The organism is Janthinobacterium sp. GW823-FHT03B06, assembly GCF_058796955.1.
Genome location: NZ_JBXAJE010000002.1, coordinates 445,675 through 461,094 on the forward strand (window position 1 = coordinate 445,675; position 15,420 = coordinate 461,094).

At 62.0% G+C, this 15,420-nt stretch carries 14 protein-coding genes; 1 reads left to right on the plus strand and 13 read right to left on the minus strand.

The genetic code is table 11. The features are described from left to right. Window positions 1–13: 13 nt before the first annotated feature. The 7 genes from AC1RBA_RS07970 to AC1RBA_RS08000 form a co-directional block, all read right to left on the minus strand. The gene (locus AC1RBA_RS07970; protein WP_205602269.1) at window positions 14–733 is read right to left on the minus strand and encodes a hypothetical protein; all 720 of its coding nucleotides are present in this window, start codon (window positions 731–733) and stop codon (window positions 14–16) included. 16 nt (window positions 734–749) lie between these two features. After that, window positions 750–1,847, minus strand: a complete 1,098-nt coding sequence (gene zapE / locus AC1RBA_RS07975) for a cell division protein ZapE (RefSeq protein WP_070219199.1) — start codon at window positions 1,845–1,847, stop codon at window positions 750–752. 70 nt (window positions 1,848–1,917) lie between these two features. Next, window positions 1,918–3,348, minus strand: coding sequence for a dihydrolipoyl dehydrogenase (gene lpdA, locus AC1RBA_RS07980; RefSeq protein ID WP_121670126.1), 1,431 nt, complete (start codon window positions 3,346–3,348; stop codon window positions 1,918–1,920). Then, window positions 3,338–3,721 carry a PspC domain-containing protein gene (locus AC1RBA_RS07985; protein WP_070219197.1) on the minus strand — a complete coding sequence of 128 codons (384 nt, stop codon included), beginning with the start codon at window positions 3,719–3,721 and terminating at the stop codon, window positions 3,338–3,340. The genes lpdA and AC1RBA_RS07985 overlap by 11 nt, the downstream gene beginning before the upstream one ends. Before the next feature lie 94 nt (window positions 3,722–3,815). Further along, window positions 3,816–5,072 (minus strand): 2-oxoglutarate dehydrogenase complex dihydrolipoyllysine-residue succinyltransferase, encoded by a 1,257-nt coding sequence (gene odhB, locus AC1RBA_RS07990; protein WP_070219196.1) that lies wholly within the window; start codon window positions 5,070–5,072, stop codon window positions 3,816–3,818. Window positions 5,073–5,189: 117 nt separating this feature from the next. Further along, entirely contained in the window at window positions 5,190–8,042 is a 2,853-nt protein-coding gene (locus AC1RBA_RS07995; RefSeq protein ID WP_046685725.1) for a 2-oxoglutarate dehydrogenase E1 component, read from the minus strand. 257 nt (window positions 8,043–8,299) lie between these two features. Next, on the minus strand, window positions 8,300–9,274 hold the full coding sequence (locus tag AC1RBA_RS08000) for a LysR family transcriptional regulator (protein WP_492417541.1): 975 nt from the start codon (window positions 9,272–9,274) through the stop codon (window positions 8,300–8,302). Window positions 9,275–9,390: 116 nt separating this feature from the next. Here AC1RBA_RS08000 and AC1RBA_RS08005 point away from each other — a divergent pair, with 116 nt between their 5' ends. Beyond that, a complete protein-coding gene (locus AC1RBA_RS08005) occupies window positions 9,391–9,846 on the plus strand; it encodes an MBL fold metallo-hydrolase (RefSeq protein WP_141749843.1) in 456 nt (151 codons plus the stop codon). 16 nt (window positions 9,847–9,862) lie between these two features. Here AC1RBA_RS08005 and AC1RBA_RS08010 read toward each other — a convergent pair whose 3' ends face one another. The 6 genes from AC1RBA_RS08010 to sdhA form a co-directional block, all read right to left on the minus strand. Next, window positions 9,863–10,405 carry an NAD(P)H-dependent oxidoreductase gene (locus AC1RBA_RS08010; protein ID WP_492417543.1) on the minus strand — a complete coding sequence of 181 codons (543 nt, stop codon included), beginning with the start codon at window positions 10,403–10,405 and terminating at the stop codon, window positions 9,863–9,865. A gap of 225 nt (window positions 10,406–10,630) precedes the next feature. Next, window positions 10,631–10,972, minus strand: coding sequence for a winged helix-turn-helix transcriptional regulator (locus tag AC1RBA_RS08015; protein ID WP_070219192.1), 342 nt, complete (start codon window positions 10,970–10,972; stop codon window positions 10,631–10,633). A 124-nt stretch (window positions 10,973–11,096) separates the two neighbouring features. Further along, window positions 11,097–12,398 (minus strand): citrate synthase, encoded by a 1,302-nt coding sequence (gltA, locus tag AC1RBA_RS08020; RefSeq protein ID WP_034752071.1) that lies wholly within the window; start codon window positions 12,396–12,398, stop codon window positions 11,097–11,099. A gap of 121 nt (window positions 12,399–12,519) precedes the next feature. Further along, window positions 12,520–12,801: an FAD assembly factor SdhE gene (locus AC1RBA_RS08025; protein ID WP_034752073.1), complete on the minus strand. Its 282-nt coding sequence runs from the start codon at window positions 12,799–12,801 to the stop codon at window positions 12,520–12,522. Between the two features lie 117 nt (window positions 12,802–12,918). Then, entirely contained in the window at window positions 12,919–13,629 is a 711-nt protein-coding gene (locus tag AC1RBA_RS08030; RefSeq protein WP_034752075.1) for a succinate dehydrogenase iron-sulfur subunit, read from the minus strand. A gap of 9 nt (window positions 13,630–13,638) precedes the next feature. Further along, entirely contained in the window at window positions 13,639–15,420 is a 1,782-nt protein-coding gene (sdhA, locus tag AC1RBA_RS08035; RefSeq protein WP_070219191.1) for a succinate dehydrogenase flavoprotein subunit, read from the minus strand.

The window sequence follows — 15,420 nt, forward strand, 5'->3', positions numbered from 1 at the left end:
CTGCGCGGCGGTGTTATTTGACCGGCGGCACAGGCACGGCAGCCGCCGGCGCGCTGGCAGCGGCGGCTGCCTTGGCGGCCTTGGCATCGGCTTCGGCCTGGCGCTCGGCCAGGCGCTGGGCCACGCGTTTCTGACGCGCCACGGCGTCAGCCTGTTTCTTCGCATAGGCTGCTTCGCGGGCGGCGCGGCGCGGCGCCTCGGCCGCATCGTCGGCGGCTTGTTTCGCCACTTTCGCCGCTTGCTCAGCCTCGCGTTCGGCAACGCTCTTGCCTTGCGGCTTGGGCGGCGCCGGATCGGGCGTGACCACTTTCACGGGCTTGGGCACGGCCGCGGCCCGCTGCTCGGCATCAAGGCGCGCGCTTTCCTGCGTCCTGGCCAGGTCGATATCGCGCAGGCGCACGGACTCGGCGCGCTTGAAATAATTCGCTTCCGCGTCGATGGCGCGCAGGCGCACGAGGATCAGGCGGCGCTTTTCCTTGGCCTTGTCGAGGCAATTATTCACGAAAAACTTGTTGTAGCACTCGATTTCGCGCGCGGCAAACTCGTTTTCCGCCGCTTCGCGCTCGCTGGCCGACTGCTTCAGCTTGGCGTCCGCCTCTTCCACGGACAAGGTGGCGGGCACCTGCGGTGCGCCGACCTCATCCAATGCCGCGGCACCCTTGTGCGCGCAGGCGGACAACGCCAGAACCAGGCCCAGCGCCGCACCCAGCTTGTATAGTGTATTTGCCATCATGTTCCTTATCCCTGCCTCAAACGATCGCGTCGGCCGCGCCGCGCTGTTCTTTTTCCATGTATTCGCGCGATTGCATCTCGATGATACGCGAAACGGTGCGGTGAAACTCGTTGGCCAGCATGCCGTTCGTGTACAGCTCATCAGGCGGCACTTCGGCCGACATGATCAGCTTGACCTTCTGGTCGTAAAACACGTCGATCAGCCAGGTGAAGCGGCGTGCCTCGGACGACTGCGCCGCCGACATGGCCGGTATGCCGGACAATATCACCGTATGGAAGCGGCTGGCGATTTCCAGGTAGTCATTCTGCGAGCGGGGCCCGCCGCACAAGGTGGCGAAATCGAACCAGATGATGCCGCCGGCGCGGCGCAGGCAGTGGATTTCGCGGCTTTCGATGCGGATGCGCGCATCTTCGTCGGCCGTCTCGGCGATGCGCGTGTAGGCGTCGCGCAGGGCCCGGTCCGTGTCCGCGCCCAGCGGCGTGTAGTAACTCTCCACCTGCTCCAGCGCGCGGCCGCGGTAATCGACGCCCGCGTCGACGTTGATCACGTCGAGCTTGTCCTTGAGCAGCGCGATGGTCGGCAGCATGCGGTCGCGGTGCAGGCCGTCCGGATACAGCAGGTCGGGGTCGTAATTCGAGGTCATGATGAAGGACACGCCATTGGCGAACAGGGCCGACAGCAGGTTGTACAGGATCATCGCGTCGGCGATGTCCGAGACGTGGAATTCATCGAAACAGATCAGGCGGTATTTCTTGGCGATGCGCTTGGCCACCTCGTCGAGCGGATCGGCCACGCCTTTCAATTCATCGAGCTGCTGGTGCACGCCGCGCATGAATTCGTGGAAGTGCAATCGCGTCTTGCGCACCAGGGGCACGACCGAGTAAAAACTGTCCATCAAGAACGATTTGCCGCGCCCCACCCCGCCCCACATGTACACGCCCTTCGGCACGGCGGGACGGTTGATCAGACGCTTGAAGGTGCTCGAGCGCTGGCCCTTGTAGGCCACCCACTCGTCATAGCACAGCTGCAGGCGGTCGACCGCGCGCCGCTGGGCGGCGTCGGCCTTGAAATCACGCTTCTGCAACGCGTGCTGGTAAAACTCTTCTACGTTCATGGGATTCGCTTTAACGCACAAGGGCGCCGGCGGAAAAAATCCGCGAGCGCCCCTGCTGGACTAACTACAATTAGAAGTTCAAGGTACGCTTGTCAACCGCCAGTGCCGCTTCCTTGGTCGCTTCGGACAGCGATGGGTGCGCGTGGCAGATGCGCGCGATGTCTTCGGCCGAGGCCTTGAATTCCATCGCCACGACGGCTTCGGAAATCAGTTCGGACGCCATCGGGCCGACGATGTGCACGCCGAGGATTTCATCGGTGGTCGCATCGGCCAGGAATTTCACCATGCCCGAGGTGTCGCCCAGCGCGCGCGCACGGCCGTTGGCCATGAACGGGAAGGTGCCGGCCTTGTAGGCGATGCCTTCGGCCTTCAGGGTTTGCTCGGTCTTGCCGACCCACGCGATTTCCGGCGAGGTGTAGATTACCCAAGGAATCGTGTTGAAGTTGGTGTGACCATGCTGGCCGGCGATACGCTCGGCCACGGCAACGCCTTCTTCTTCGGCCTTGTGCGCCAGCATCGGGCCGCGCACGACGTCGCCCACCGCCCACACGTTCGGCAGGTTGGTCTTGCAGTCGCCGTCAACGGCGATGAAGCCGCGCTCGTCCAGCTGCAGGCCGACCTTGTCTGCGCCCAGGCCGTTCGTGTTCGGCGTGCGGCCGATCGAGATGATCAGCTTGTCGAACACGGCTTTTTGCGCTTCGCCCTTGGCGTCCACGAATTCCACGGTGACGTCTTTCTTGCCTGGCGTGATCGTACCGATCTTGCAACCGAGGTTGATCTTCAAGCCTTGCTTGGTGAACAGCTTCGACGCTTCCTTGGCGATCTGCTCGTCGACGGCGCCCAGGAAGACCGGCAGGCCTTCGAGCACGGTGACGTCGGAACCCAGGCGGCGCCAGACGCTGCCCATTTCCAGGCCGATCACGCCGGCGCCGATGACGCCCAGCTTGGCGGGTACGGCGTCGATGGCCAGTGCGCCCGTGTTCGACAGGATCAGCTTCTCGTCGAATGGCGCGCCCGGCAGTTCGCGCGCGTTCGAACCCGTGGCGATGACCACGTGCTTGGCCGACAAGGTTTCGTTGGCTTCGCCCGTCACGCTGATTTCATACGCGCCAGCGGCGGCGGCAGCGAAAGCGGCGCGGCCGTGGAAGAAGGCGATCTTGTTCTTCTTGAACAGGTACAGGATGCCGTCGTTGTTCTGCTTGACGACGGTGTCTTTGCGCTTGAGCATCTGGCCCAGGTTCAGCTTCAGGCCGGCGACGTCGATGCCGTGCTCGGCGAAGCTGTGGCCCGCGTGTTCGAAATGCTCGGACGATTGCAGCAGCGCTTTCGACGGGATGCAGCCGACGTTGGTGCAGGTACCGCCAGGAGCGGCGCCGCCCTTGGCGTTCGACCACTCGTCGACGCAAGCGACGGAAAAGCCCAGCTGCGCTGCGCGGATGGCGGCGATGTAGCCGCCAGGGCCCGCACCGATGACAACTACGTCAAATTGTTTAGTACTCATGTTTTGTTATTCCAATCTCTTCGTCTGGTACGAAAATCCACAATAGAAGGTAAATCACCACGCCGAAGCCGAAGGTCAATGTAAACAGGACGAAGACGAGGCGCCAGATCCACGCTTCCATGCCGGAAGCGCGGCCCAGGCCGCCGCAGACGCCGCCAAGCCAGCGGTCGTCGCGCGAACGGCGCAGGCGGTTGAATTCCTGCACCAGGTCGTTCGCCGGGCCGGCAGCGGCACCGGCGCCGGACGTGCTGTCCGGCTTGTCCAGGTTGATATTGCTCAGGAGCTTGGCTTTCGCTTGCGCGAATTCCGCGTCGCTCAGGGCGCCCGCCAGGTGCAACTCGTGCAGACGCTTGATTTCTTCAGAGATGTTCATAGGAATCCTCTTTCATTGAGATCAGCCAGCTGCGTCTTCTGGCAAGGGGTATCAGCTACATTGCCCCGGCGGCTACGCCGGGGGACTACAGTGCTTACAGGTCCAGCAGCAGGCGTGCAGGATCTTCCAGCGCTTCTTTCATCGCCACCAGGCCCAGGACGGCTTCGCGGCCGTCGATGATGCGGTGGTCGTAGGACATGGCCAGGTAGTTCATCGGACGCACCACGATCTGGCCGTTTTCGACGACGGCGCGGTCCTTGGTCGCATGCACGCCCAGGATGGCCGATTGCGGCGGGTTGATGATCGGGGTCGACAGCATGGAGCCGAAGGTGCCGCCGTTCGAGATCGAGAACGTACCGCCCGTCAGGTCGTCCAGGGTCAGCTTGCCTTCCTTGGCTTTCGCGCCGAATTCACCGATTTTTTTCTCGATGTCGGCGATCGACAGCTGGTCCGCGTTGCGGATGATAGGCACGACCAGGCCGCGCGGCGAACCGACGGCGATACCGATGTCGAAGTAGCCGTGGTAAACGATGTCGTTGCCGTCAACGGAAGCGTTGATGATCGGGTACTTTTTCAGGGCGGCGACGGCGGCCTTGACGAAGAAGGACATGAAGCCCAGCTTGACGCCGTGCTCTTTCTCGAACTTGTCCTTGTACTTGTTGCGCAGGTCGATGACCGGCTGCATGTTCACTTCGTTGAACGTGGTCAGGATGGCGTTCGTCGATTGCGATTGCAGCAGGCGCTCGGCGATACGTGCGCGCAGGCGGCTCATCGGCACGCGCTCTTCAGGGCGGTCGCCCAGGTTGGCGGCCGACGGCGTGGCAACTTGTTGCAGCGCCGGCTTGGCAGCGGCTGGCGCCAGCGGCGCAACGGCTGGCTTGGCGGAAGCGGCCAGGGCGTCGCCCTTGGTCACGCGGCCGTCTTTGCCCGAACCGGCGACGTCGCCGGCGGACAGGCCTTTTTCGGACAGGATCTTGGCGGCGGCAGGCATGGCGACATCGCCTTTGGTCGCAGCAGCTGGCGCCGAAGCACTGGCGGTATCTTGGGCAGCGGCAGCCAGGGCTGGCGCAGGCACGGCGGAGACTTCCATCGGGCTGACCTTGGCCGAGCCGTCGGTATCGATGATGGCGATGACTTCGCCGGCAACGACGGTAGCGCCGTTATCCTTGATGATTTGCACGATCACGCCAGCGGCCGGCGCCGGCAGTTCCAGCACTACTTTATCGGTTTCGATGTCGATCATGTTTTCGTCGCGCGCGACTGCTTCGCCGACTTTCTTGTGCCATGCCAGCAAGGTCGCTTCCGCAACCGATTCCGACAACTGGGGAACTTTGACTTCGATTTGTGCCATGTAAAACTCCGTTTATTTTGTTATTGCGGCGCCGCCCCTGCGTAGCAAGGGCGGCGCTCCGTCATGATGTATGCGAGCAGGCGCCATGCACTCGCATGGCGCCCCTTATCGAGCCACTTACTTGGTCAGGATAAAACCTTTCAGCTTCGAGAATGCCGTTTCCAGCAGGTCTTTTTGCTGGGCGTAGTGCTTGTCATAGTAACCGACAGCAGGCGACGCCGAAGCAGGACGGCCGGCGTAGGCCAGACGCTGACCCGATTCCAGGCCTTCGAAGATGTTGTGCTGGATCTGGAACCAGGCGCCCTGGTTTTGCGGCTCGTCCTGTGCCCAGACGACTTCGACCAGATTCGGGAACTTCTTCAGTTCAGCAGCGAACGACTTGTGCGGGAACGGATACAGCTGTTCCAGGCGCACGATGGCCGTGTCGGTCTGACCGCGGGTCTTGCGTGCGTTGACCAGGTCGTAGTAGACCTTGCCCGAGCAGGCGACCACGCGCTTGACTTTCTTGGCGTCGATTTTGTCGTCGACTTCGCCGATGACGGTCTGGAAACCGCCCTTGGCCAGGTCGGTCAGCGGCGAACCGGCATCCTTGTTGCGCAGCAGCGACTTCGGCGTCAGGATGACCAGCGGCTTGCGGAACTGGCGCACCATCTGGCGGCGCAGCAAATGGAAGATCTGCGAAGCCGTCGTCGGCTGCACCACTTGCATGTTGTTGTCTGCGCACAGCTGCAGGAAACGCTCGGGACGCGCGGACGAGTGCTCAGGCCCCTGGCCTTCGTAACCGTGCGGCAGCATCATGACCAGGCCCGAAGCGCGGCCCCACTTCACTTCGCCGGAGCTGATGAATTGGTCGATCACCACTTGCGCGCCGTTGGCGAAGTCGCCGAACTGGGCTTCCCAGATCGTCAGGGTGTTCGGTTCAGCGGTCGAGTAGCCGTATTCGAAGGCCAGTACGGCCTCTTCGGACAGCACCGAGTCAATGACGGTGAACGGCGCCTGGTTGTCCGACACGTTTTGCAGCGGAATGTAGGTGCCTGCATCCCAACGTTCGCGGTTCTGGTCATGCAGCACGGCGTGGCGGTGCACGAAGGTGCCGCGGCCGGCATCCTGGCCCGTCAGGCGGATGGCGTAGCCGGACGATACCAGCGATGCGTAGGCCAGGTGTTCGCCCATGCCCCAGTCCAGGTTCATTTCGCCGCGGCCCATGGTGGCGCGGTCGCCCAGCACTTTTTCCACCAGCGAGTGGACCTTGAAGTCTTCCGGCACAGTGGTGATGCGGGTGGCCAGGCGTTTCAGTTCCGTCATCGGCACGGCGGTGTCGGCCGAATCGGTCCATTTCTTGTTCAGGAACGGCAGCCAGTCGACGGCGTACTTGTTCTTGAAGTTCGAGATGACCGGATCGACGGTGTGCTTGCCGGCGTCCATGGCGTCGCGGAACGCGGCCACCATCTTGTCGCCGCCATCGGCAGGGATCACGCCTTGCGCCACCAGCTTGTCCGCGTACAGCTTGCGGGTGCCTGGATGCTGGCCGATCTTCTTGTACATCAGCGGCTGCGTCAGTGCCGGCGTATCTTGCTCGTTGTGGCCAAGCTTGCGGTAGCAGATGATGTCGAGGACGATGTCCTTCTTGAATTCCATGCGGTAGTCGAGCGCGATCTGCGTCGCCAGTACCACGGCTTCCGGATCATCGGCGTTGATGTGCAGGACCGGTGCTTCGATCATCTTGACGACGTCCGAGCAGTACAGGGTCGAGCGGGCATCGCGCGGATCCGAGGTGGTGAAACCGATCTGGTTGTTGATCACAATATGCACCGTGCCGCCGGTATGGTAGCCGCGGGTTTGCGCCAGATTCAGCGTTTCCATGACCACGCCCTGGCCGGCGAAAGCGGCATCGCCGTGCACCAGGATAGGCAGCACTTGCGCGCCCTGCGCGTCGCCGCGGCGATCCATGCGGGCCTTGACGGAACCTTCGACCACAGGGTTGACGATTTCCAGGTGCGACGGGTTGAACGCCAGCGACAGGTGGACCGGGCCGCCCGCGGTGGAGATGTCCGACGAGAAGCCTTGATGGTATTTCACGTCGCCGGCTGGCAGGTCGTCGCCATGCTTGCCTTCGAATTCTTCGAACAGTTCCTGCGGCGCCTTGCCCAGGGTGTTCACCAGCACGTTCAGGCGGCCGCGGTGGGCCATGCCGATCACGATTTCCTGCACGCCTTTTTCGCCGGCGCGCTGGATGGTTTCATCCATCGAGGCGATGAAGGTCTCGCCGCCTTCCAGGGAGAAGCGCTTCTGGCCCACGTAGCGGGTGTGCAGATAGCGTTCCAGGCCTTCAGCCGCGGTGAGGCGGTCGAGGATGTGGATTTTTTTCTCTGGGGTGAAATTCGGGGTGGAGCGGATCGATTCCAGTTTCTCTTGCAGCCAGCGCTTTTCGGCCGGATCGGAGATGTACATGAATTCGGCGCCGATCGAACGCGTATAGGTATCGCGCAGATAGTTGAGCAGATCGCGCAGGGTGGCGGTCTCGGGGCCAAAATAGGTATTGCTGATGTTGAACACGGTGTCCATGTCCGCATCGGTGAAACCGTAGAAGCTCGGCTCGAGCTCAGGGATCATCGGACGTTCCTGGCGTTGCAGCGGATCCAGGTTGGCCCAGTGCGAACCGAGGTAGCGGTAAGCGGCGATCAGCTGCGTGGCGGCGACGCGCTTGCGGCCCATTTCAGCATCGAAGGAAGCGGTCACTGTGCGGATCGGACCTGCTTTTGCGCGCTCGGCGAACGAGGCGACGACGGAGGCATGTGCCACGTCAGGCTTGTTGGTGCCATCGACGGCAGGCACGTGCTGCATTGCGTCGAAGTAGGAACGCCAGTTATCGGGTACCGAGCCTGGATTGTTCAGATACGCCTCGTACAGGTCTTCCACGTACGGAGCATTCCCACCGAACAGGTAGGAGTTGGTCGTTAATTGCTGCATATATTGCTCACCTTTCTTCGCGCTTCGCGAGGAATTAGCGGGTTAATCTAACCTTCCGCGACACGGCCTGACCGGTTAGCGGATTGCACATCAAGTTGTGGGGAAGGGCTTTTTTATTGCACCAGCATTCTGCATACCGTCATTTAGAATAGCACGCGGTATTGTAACGCAACAACTGCAAGTTGAATTTTATTTGGCAAGCAAATGTAAGCTGTGTTGTTGATTTTCCCGGGCTTGCAAGCCTGTCACTGTTGTGCTTACGGCACATCGGCGGACCTGCCGGCGTGCCGCTTGCGCCCGACTGGTCTGCCCGGCAACGGCCCCGCCGCGATGGCCGCCAGCCAATCGGCATCGCCGGCAAACCACTCGACCAGGAAGTCGAGCATGGTGCGCAGCAGCGGCGACATGTGCTGGCGCGAAGTGTAGACACCATAGATGCCCATGTCCTGCGGCACGTAAGCGGGCAGCAGTTCCACCAGCTGTCCGCTGGCGATCAGCGGCGCGGCCGAATAGCGCGGCTGCATGGCGATGCCCGCCCCCGCCACCGTGGCCACCAGCAGGACCAGCGACTCATTCGCCGACAAACGGCCGCTGACGGGGACAGTGAGCGCTTCCCCGTCATGCGTAAATTGCCACAGGCTCTTGCCGAAATACGTATAGGTCAGGCAGTTGTGCAAGGCCAGGTCTTGCGCCCGGCGCGGCGTGCCGTGCGCCGCCAGGTACGATGGTGCGGCGCACACCACTGACGCGCAGCTGGCCAGCTGGCGCGCGATCAGGTTCGGTTCAAGCGCGTTCGTGATGCGGATCGCCAGGTCGATGCGCTGTTCCACCAGGTTGACGGCGCGGTTCTCCATCTGCAGGTCGACGGCGGCGCGCGGGTAGCGCCGCAGGTAAGCGGTCACTGCGCCAGCGAGCGCCGTCTGCGCCAAGGATTGCGAGCAGGTGATGCGCAACAAGCCGTGCGGCGTGTCGACGCCCTCGGGCGAGGTGACGGCCATGGCGCCGGCCACTTCCAGCATCTGCCGGCAGCGCGCCAGGGTGGCGTCGCCCGCATCCGTCAGGCTCAGGCGGCGCGTGGTGCGATGCAACAGGCGCGCCCCCGCCCACTCTTCCATTTCGGCCAGGTAGCGCGTCACCATGGCGCGCGACATGTCGAGCGCCTCGCTGGCGGCCACCATGCTGCCCCGCTCGGCGATGGCGACGAATACTTGTGCGGCGGTGATACGGTCCATGCGCTACTCCCTTGATTCATCCGATCCATGCAACTAAGTATTGCAATCTACCCTATTTGTCGCGCCTGGTCGAAAGGATAATATGCGACATGAGCACCTAATGCAGAAAGAATAATATGTTTGCACGCGCCGCCCTTCCCTCCCGTACCTTGGAAACCTTCCAGCTCGATGTACTGGGCCGCGCACCGTCCACTTCGCTGCTGCTGAGCGGCGTGGCCGACGCCATCCTCGTCAACGCCCAGTTCCTGCGCGACGATGCGGCGCAGTTAGCGCACACCATCGCCGCCAGCGGCAAGCGCCTGATCACCATCTATATCAGCGCGGCCGAACCGCAAGCGTATTTCGGTCTGGGTGTGCTGCGGCTAGCCTTTCCGCAAGCCCGCATCCTCGCCAGCGGCGCCACGGTCGAGGCGATCCGCCGCCAGGCCGGCGCCAGGGTCGCCCACTGGGGCGGCATCCTCAAGCACAACGCGCCGCGCTGCATCGTCATGCCCCAGCCCTATGAGGGCACCAGCCTGCAGCTGGAAGGAAGACAGGTCGCGCTGCGCCAGCTGGAAGCGGCCTTGAACTGAGGCCGCGCCAGCGGCCTTACAAGGCGGCCAGGAAGCGCTCATACTCTTGCGCGCTGCGCGCCAGCCGTTCGGCATAGCCCGTTTCCTTCGGCCCGTCTTCCGCGCCATAGAAGGCAAAGAAGCGGCCATTGTCGGCGCCGATATACGCCAGGGTGACATCGAACGGCGCCAGCAGCTGCGCCAGGGTGACGTTCCACTTGCCTTGCGGCGTGAAGTCTTCCTCGCGGATGCCTGCCGTGACGCCCAGCGCCACCTTGCGGCCCCTGAAGGCATCGCCGCCCGTGCCATAGGCCCAGCCATACGCCAGCACCTCGTCGAGCCATTGCTTCAACAAGGGCGGGCAGCTGAACCAGTACACGGGGAACTGCAAGACCACGTGGGTGTGCGCCTCCACCAGCGCCTGCTCGCGCGCCACATCGATCTTTCCGTCAGGATAAGCCTGGTGCACGTCGTGGATGGTATAGCGGTCCGGATACCGCGCCAGCTCCTGCAGCCAGCGCTTGTTGGCCACCGACGTGGCGATGGAGGGATGGAAGACGATTACAAGGGTTTTCATCATGCTGCTTTCCTGAAAATGAGAGGGACGCACCGGCCCCGCCTTCTCAGGAAAGCAGGCAAGCCGATGCCCTGCCCCATGGCGCGCCGCAGGTGGCCGCGCGCTTCCAAGGGCAGAAACAGCATAGCCATGCTGGGTACTTTTCACAAGTACGCACATTAACTACCCATACCATACAAAAAGTAAGCTACTAGACTATGGAAAAGCGCCTTGCCATGTGCATCCGCATCAGACCGGCTGGTGCCGCTCGCCCCACTCGCAGAGAGTATGCAGCACGGGGATCAGCGAGTCCCCCTTGCTGGAGAGCGAGTATTCCACCTTGGGCGGCACTTGCGGATACTCCTTGCGGACGATCAGCGCGTCCGCTTCCAGCTCCTTCAGTACAACGCTGAGGGTCTTGAAGGCGATGCCGCCCAGATGGCGCTTGAGTTCGTTATGCCGCAGCACCTTGTTTTCCGCCAGCGCGTACAGGATCAGCATCTTGTATTTCCCGCCGATCAGCGACAAGGTATAGCCAAATGCAGTATCGCCGAGGGCCACGCCGCTGGGGGCGCAGGTTTCTTCATTCATCGCATTGTGCTTCCTGTTGGTCAGAGTGCGAGCATAACAGCCCGGCGGCCCCGGCTTGCGTCGGGCACGCGCATAAAAAAACGGGCCGAAGCCCGTTTTTTTGTTTGCTCGATACCGCCGTGGATTAACGCTTGTCCAGTGGCAGTACTTCACGCGTGGTCGAACCGACGAACAGCTGGCGCGGACGGCCGATCTTTTGCTCTGGGTCGGCGATCATTTCGTTCCACTGGGCGATCCAGCCGATCGTACGGGCCATAGCGAAGATACCGGTGAACAGCGATACAGGGATGCCCAGCGCCGATTGCACGATGCCCGAGTAGAAGTCGACGTTCGGGTACAGCTTGCGCGACACGAAGTATTCGTCGTTCAGTGCAATCTTTTCCAGTTCCATCGCCAGCTTGAACAGCGGATCGTCTTGCAGACCCAGTTCTTGCAGCACTTCGTAGCAGGTTTCACGCATCAGCTTGGCGCGTGGATCGAAGTTCTTGTACACGCGGTGGCCAAAGCCCATCAGCTTGACGCCCGAGTTCTTGTCCTTGACTTGCGCGATGAAGGCAGGGATGTTCTCGACGGTGCCGATTTCTTTCAGCATGTTCAGTGCCGCTTCGTTGGCGCCGCCGTGGGCAGGGCCCCACAGGCAGGCGATACCGGCAGCGATACAGGCGAACGGGTTGGCGCCCGACGAACCGGCCAGACGGACGGTCGAAGTTGATGCGTTTTGCTCGTGGTCCGCATGCAGGATCAGGATGCGGTCCAGGGCGCGCACCAGCACGTCGTTGACCTTGTACTCTTCGCACGGGTTGGCGAACATCATGTGCATGAAGTTGGCGCTGTACGACAGGTCGTTGCGTGGGTACACGAACGGCTGGCCGACCGAGTACTTGTAGGTCATGGCGACCAGGGTTGGCATCTTCGCGATCAGGCGGATGGCCGACACTTCGCGGTGACGCGGGTCGTTGATGTCCAGCGAGTCATGGTAGAACGATGCCAGCGCGCCGACGGTGCCCACCAGGACCGACATCGGATGCGCGTCGCGGCGGAAGCCGCGGAAGAAGAATTGCATCTGTTCGTGCACCATCGTGTGCTTGGTGACGGTGTCGACGAACTTGGCCTTCTGCGCCGCGTTCGGCAGTTCGCCGTTCAGCAGCAGGTAGCACGATTCCATGAAGTCGGCGTTGACGGCCAACTGTTCGATCGGGTAACCACGGTACAGCAGCTCGCCCTTGTCGCCGTCGATGTAGGTGATCGACGAGTTGCAGGCGGCCGTCGACATAAAGCCTGGGTCGTAGGTGAACTTGCCGCTACCGGCGTACAGTTTGCGGATGTCGATGACGTCCGGGCCAACCGTGCCTTTGTAGATTGGAAATTCAAGCGATGGGCTGCCATCGGAGAACGACAGGGTAGCTTTTGTGTCAGAGATATTCATGGGCTCTTCCTTCTCGGGAGTGAGTCGAAATTAAAATCAAAAATTCTGGCTGCAATTCGCACCGCATTCGGCAGTGCTACAGCGCGCCACTCGCACCGTTTGCAATATATCGCCCAGGCGTCTAGGCAATGCGCAGTCGTTGCAGCAGTGCGCGCACATGCGGCAGATCGACTTCGCCTTCCGGCTCTTTACGGGCCAGTACCAGATCCATTAACGCATTGTCCGATAAATCCAGCAAACGCGTCAGCGCGTCAACTTCTTCATCGGTCAATTCGGTTTCATACGCATCGAGAAAACGGGTCAGGATAATGTCGTTTTCCAGCAGGCCACGGCGTGAACGCCAGCGCAGGCGGGCGCGGTTGGCCGGGTCGGCCTGATGCGAGGACAAAATTGATTCTGTCATTTGGTTTACCACTTTACGTGTGCCTTGCGGCACGGTGCTGCTTTGCAGGCGCCGCCTGCAGGCAAGAGAGGATACCCTCTTCCGGCAAACGGCGCCCGGCGGACGCGATCAGGAGGATCAGATCGCGCGGCGGACCATCAATTCCTTGATCTTGCCGATCGCCTTGTTCGGGTTCAACCCTTTCGGGCAGACGTCGACGCAGTTCATGATCGAATGGCAGCGGAACAGGCGGTACGGGTCTTCCAGGTTGTCCAGACGCGCACCCGTGGCTTCGTCGCGCGAATCGGCGATGAAGCGGTAGGCTTGCAGCAGGCCGGCCGGGCCGACGAACTTGTCCGGATTCCACCAGAACGACGGGCACGACGTGGAGCAGCATGCGCACAGGATGCACTCGTACAGGCCATCGAGTTCTTCGCGCTGTTCCGGCGATTGCAGGCGCTCTTTTTCAGGCGGGATCGAATCGTTGATCAGGAAAGGCTTGATCGAATCGTACTGCTTGAAAAATTGCGTCATGTCGACGATCAGGTCGCGGATCACCGGCAAGCCTGGCAACGGACGCAGCACGATAGGCTCCGACAGTTCGTTCAGGTTGGTGGTGCATGCCAGGCCGTTCTTGCCGTTGATGTTCATCGCGTCCGAACCGCACACGCCTTCGCGGCACGAGCGGCGCAGGGCCAGCGAGTCATCGACGTCCGCCTTGATGCGCTGCAGTGCGTCGAGCAGCATCTTGTCGGTGTCTTTCAGTTCGACCGTCAGGTCTTGCATGTACGGCTTGGCATCCTGGTCAGGATCGTAGCGGTAGATTTTGAATTTAAGAGTGCGTGCCATGGTATAGCCTTAGAAAGTACGTGGTTTCGGTTTGAAGGTATCAACCGTCAGCGGCTTGGTCACGACCGGCTTGTATTCCAGTCGGTTGCCTTCCGAATACCACAGAGTGTGCTTCATCCAGTTCTCGTCGTCGCGTTGCGGGTGGTCGTCCTGGGCGTGCGCGCCGCGCGATTCCTTGCGGGCCGCTGCCGAAACGATGGTCGCTTTCGCCGTTTCGATCAGGTTGTCCAGCTCCAGCGCTTCCACGCGGGCCGTGTTGAAGACCATCGATTTATCCTTGAAGGAGACGTGCTTGCGGCGCTCGTCGAGCTTCATGATTTCTTCGACGCCCTTGTTCAGCATCTCGTCGGTACGGAACACGCCGCAGTACTTCTGCATCGTTGCGCGGATGTCGTTGGCCACGCCCTGCACGGTTTCCGTGCCGGTCGAGTTTTCCAGGCGCGCCAGGCGGCCCATGGCAAAGTCGGCAGCATCGGCTGGCAAAGGCTTGTTTTCCTTGGCTTTCAGGCCGCTGTTGACGATGTGGTTGCCGGCCGCGCGGCCGAAGACCACCAGGTCGAGCAGCGAGTTCGTGCCCAGGCGGTTGGCGCCGTGCACGGAGACGCAGGCGCATTCGCCGATCGCGTACAGGCCGTTGACGACCTTGGCCGAATTGTCCGGACCGGTCGGGGTGACGACCTGGCCGTGGATGTTCGTCGGGATGCCGCCCATCTGGTAGTGAATCGTCGGCACGACAGGAATCGGTTCCTTGGTGGCGTCGACGTTGGCGAACTTGTGGCCGATTTCCAGGATCGACGGCAGGCGCTTGGCGATGGTGTCGGCGCCGATATGGCGCAGGTCCAGCATCACGTGGTCCTTGTTCGGACCGCAGCCGCGGCCTTCCTTGATTTCCTGGTCCATCGAACGCGAAACGAAGTCGCGCGGCGCCAGATCCTTCAGGGTCGGTGCATAGCGCTCCATGAAGCGTTCGCCTTCGCTATTGATCAGGATGCCGCCTTCGCCGCGCACGCCTTCGGTGATCAATACGCCCGCACCGGCCACGCCGGTCGGGTGGAACTGCCAGAATTCCATGTCCTGCAGCGGCAGGCCGGCGCGCGCCGCCATGCCCATGCCGTCGCCCGTGTTGATGAAGGCGTTGGTCGACGCGGCGAAGATGCGGCCTGCGCCGCCCGTTGCCATGACCGTCGTCTTTGCTTCCAGGATCATGCATTCGCCGGTTTCCATTTCCAGCGCAACAACACCGATCACGTCGCCTTCGGCGTCACGGATCAGGTCGAGTGCCATCCATTCGACGAAGAAGTGCGTACGGGCGCGCACGTTGCGCTGGTACAGCGTGTGCAACAGGGCGTGACCGGTACGGTCGGCTGCCGCGCAGGCGCGCTGCACCGGCTTTTCGCCGAAGTGGGCCGTGTGGCCGCCGAACGGACGCTGATAGATGGTGCCGTCAGGGTTGCGGTCGAATGGCATGCCGAAGTGTTCCAGTTCGTACACGACCTTCGGTGCTTCGCGGCACATGAATTCGATGGCATCCTGGTCGCCCAGATAGTCGCCGCCCTTGACGGTGTCGAACATGTGCCAGAACCAGTTGTCTTCGGCCATGTTGCCGAGCGACGCGCCGATACCGCCCTGCGCTGCCACGGTGTGCGAACGGGTCGGGAAGACTTTCGACAGAACTGCGACGTTCAGACCGGCTTCAGCCAGCTGCAACGACGCGCGCATGCCGGAACCGCCGGCGCCAACGATGACCGCATCAAAGCGGCGGGTAGGGATTGCAGATTTATATGCTGCCAC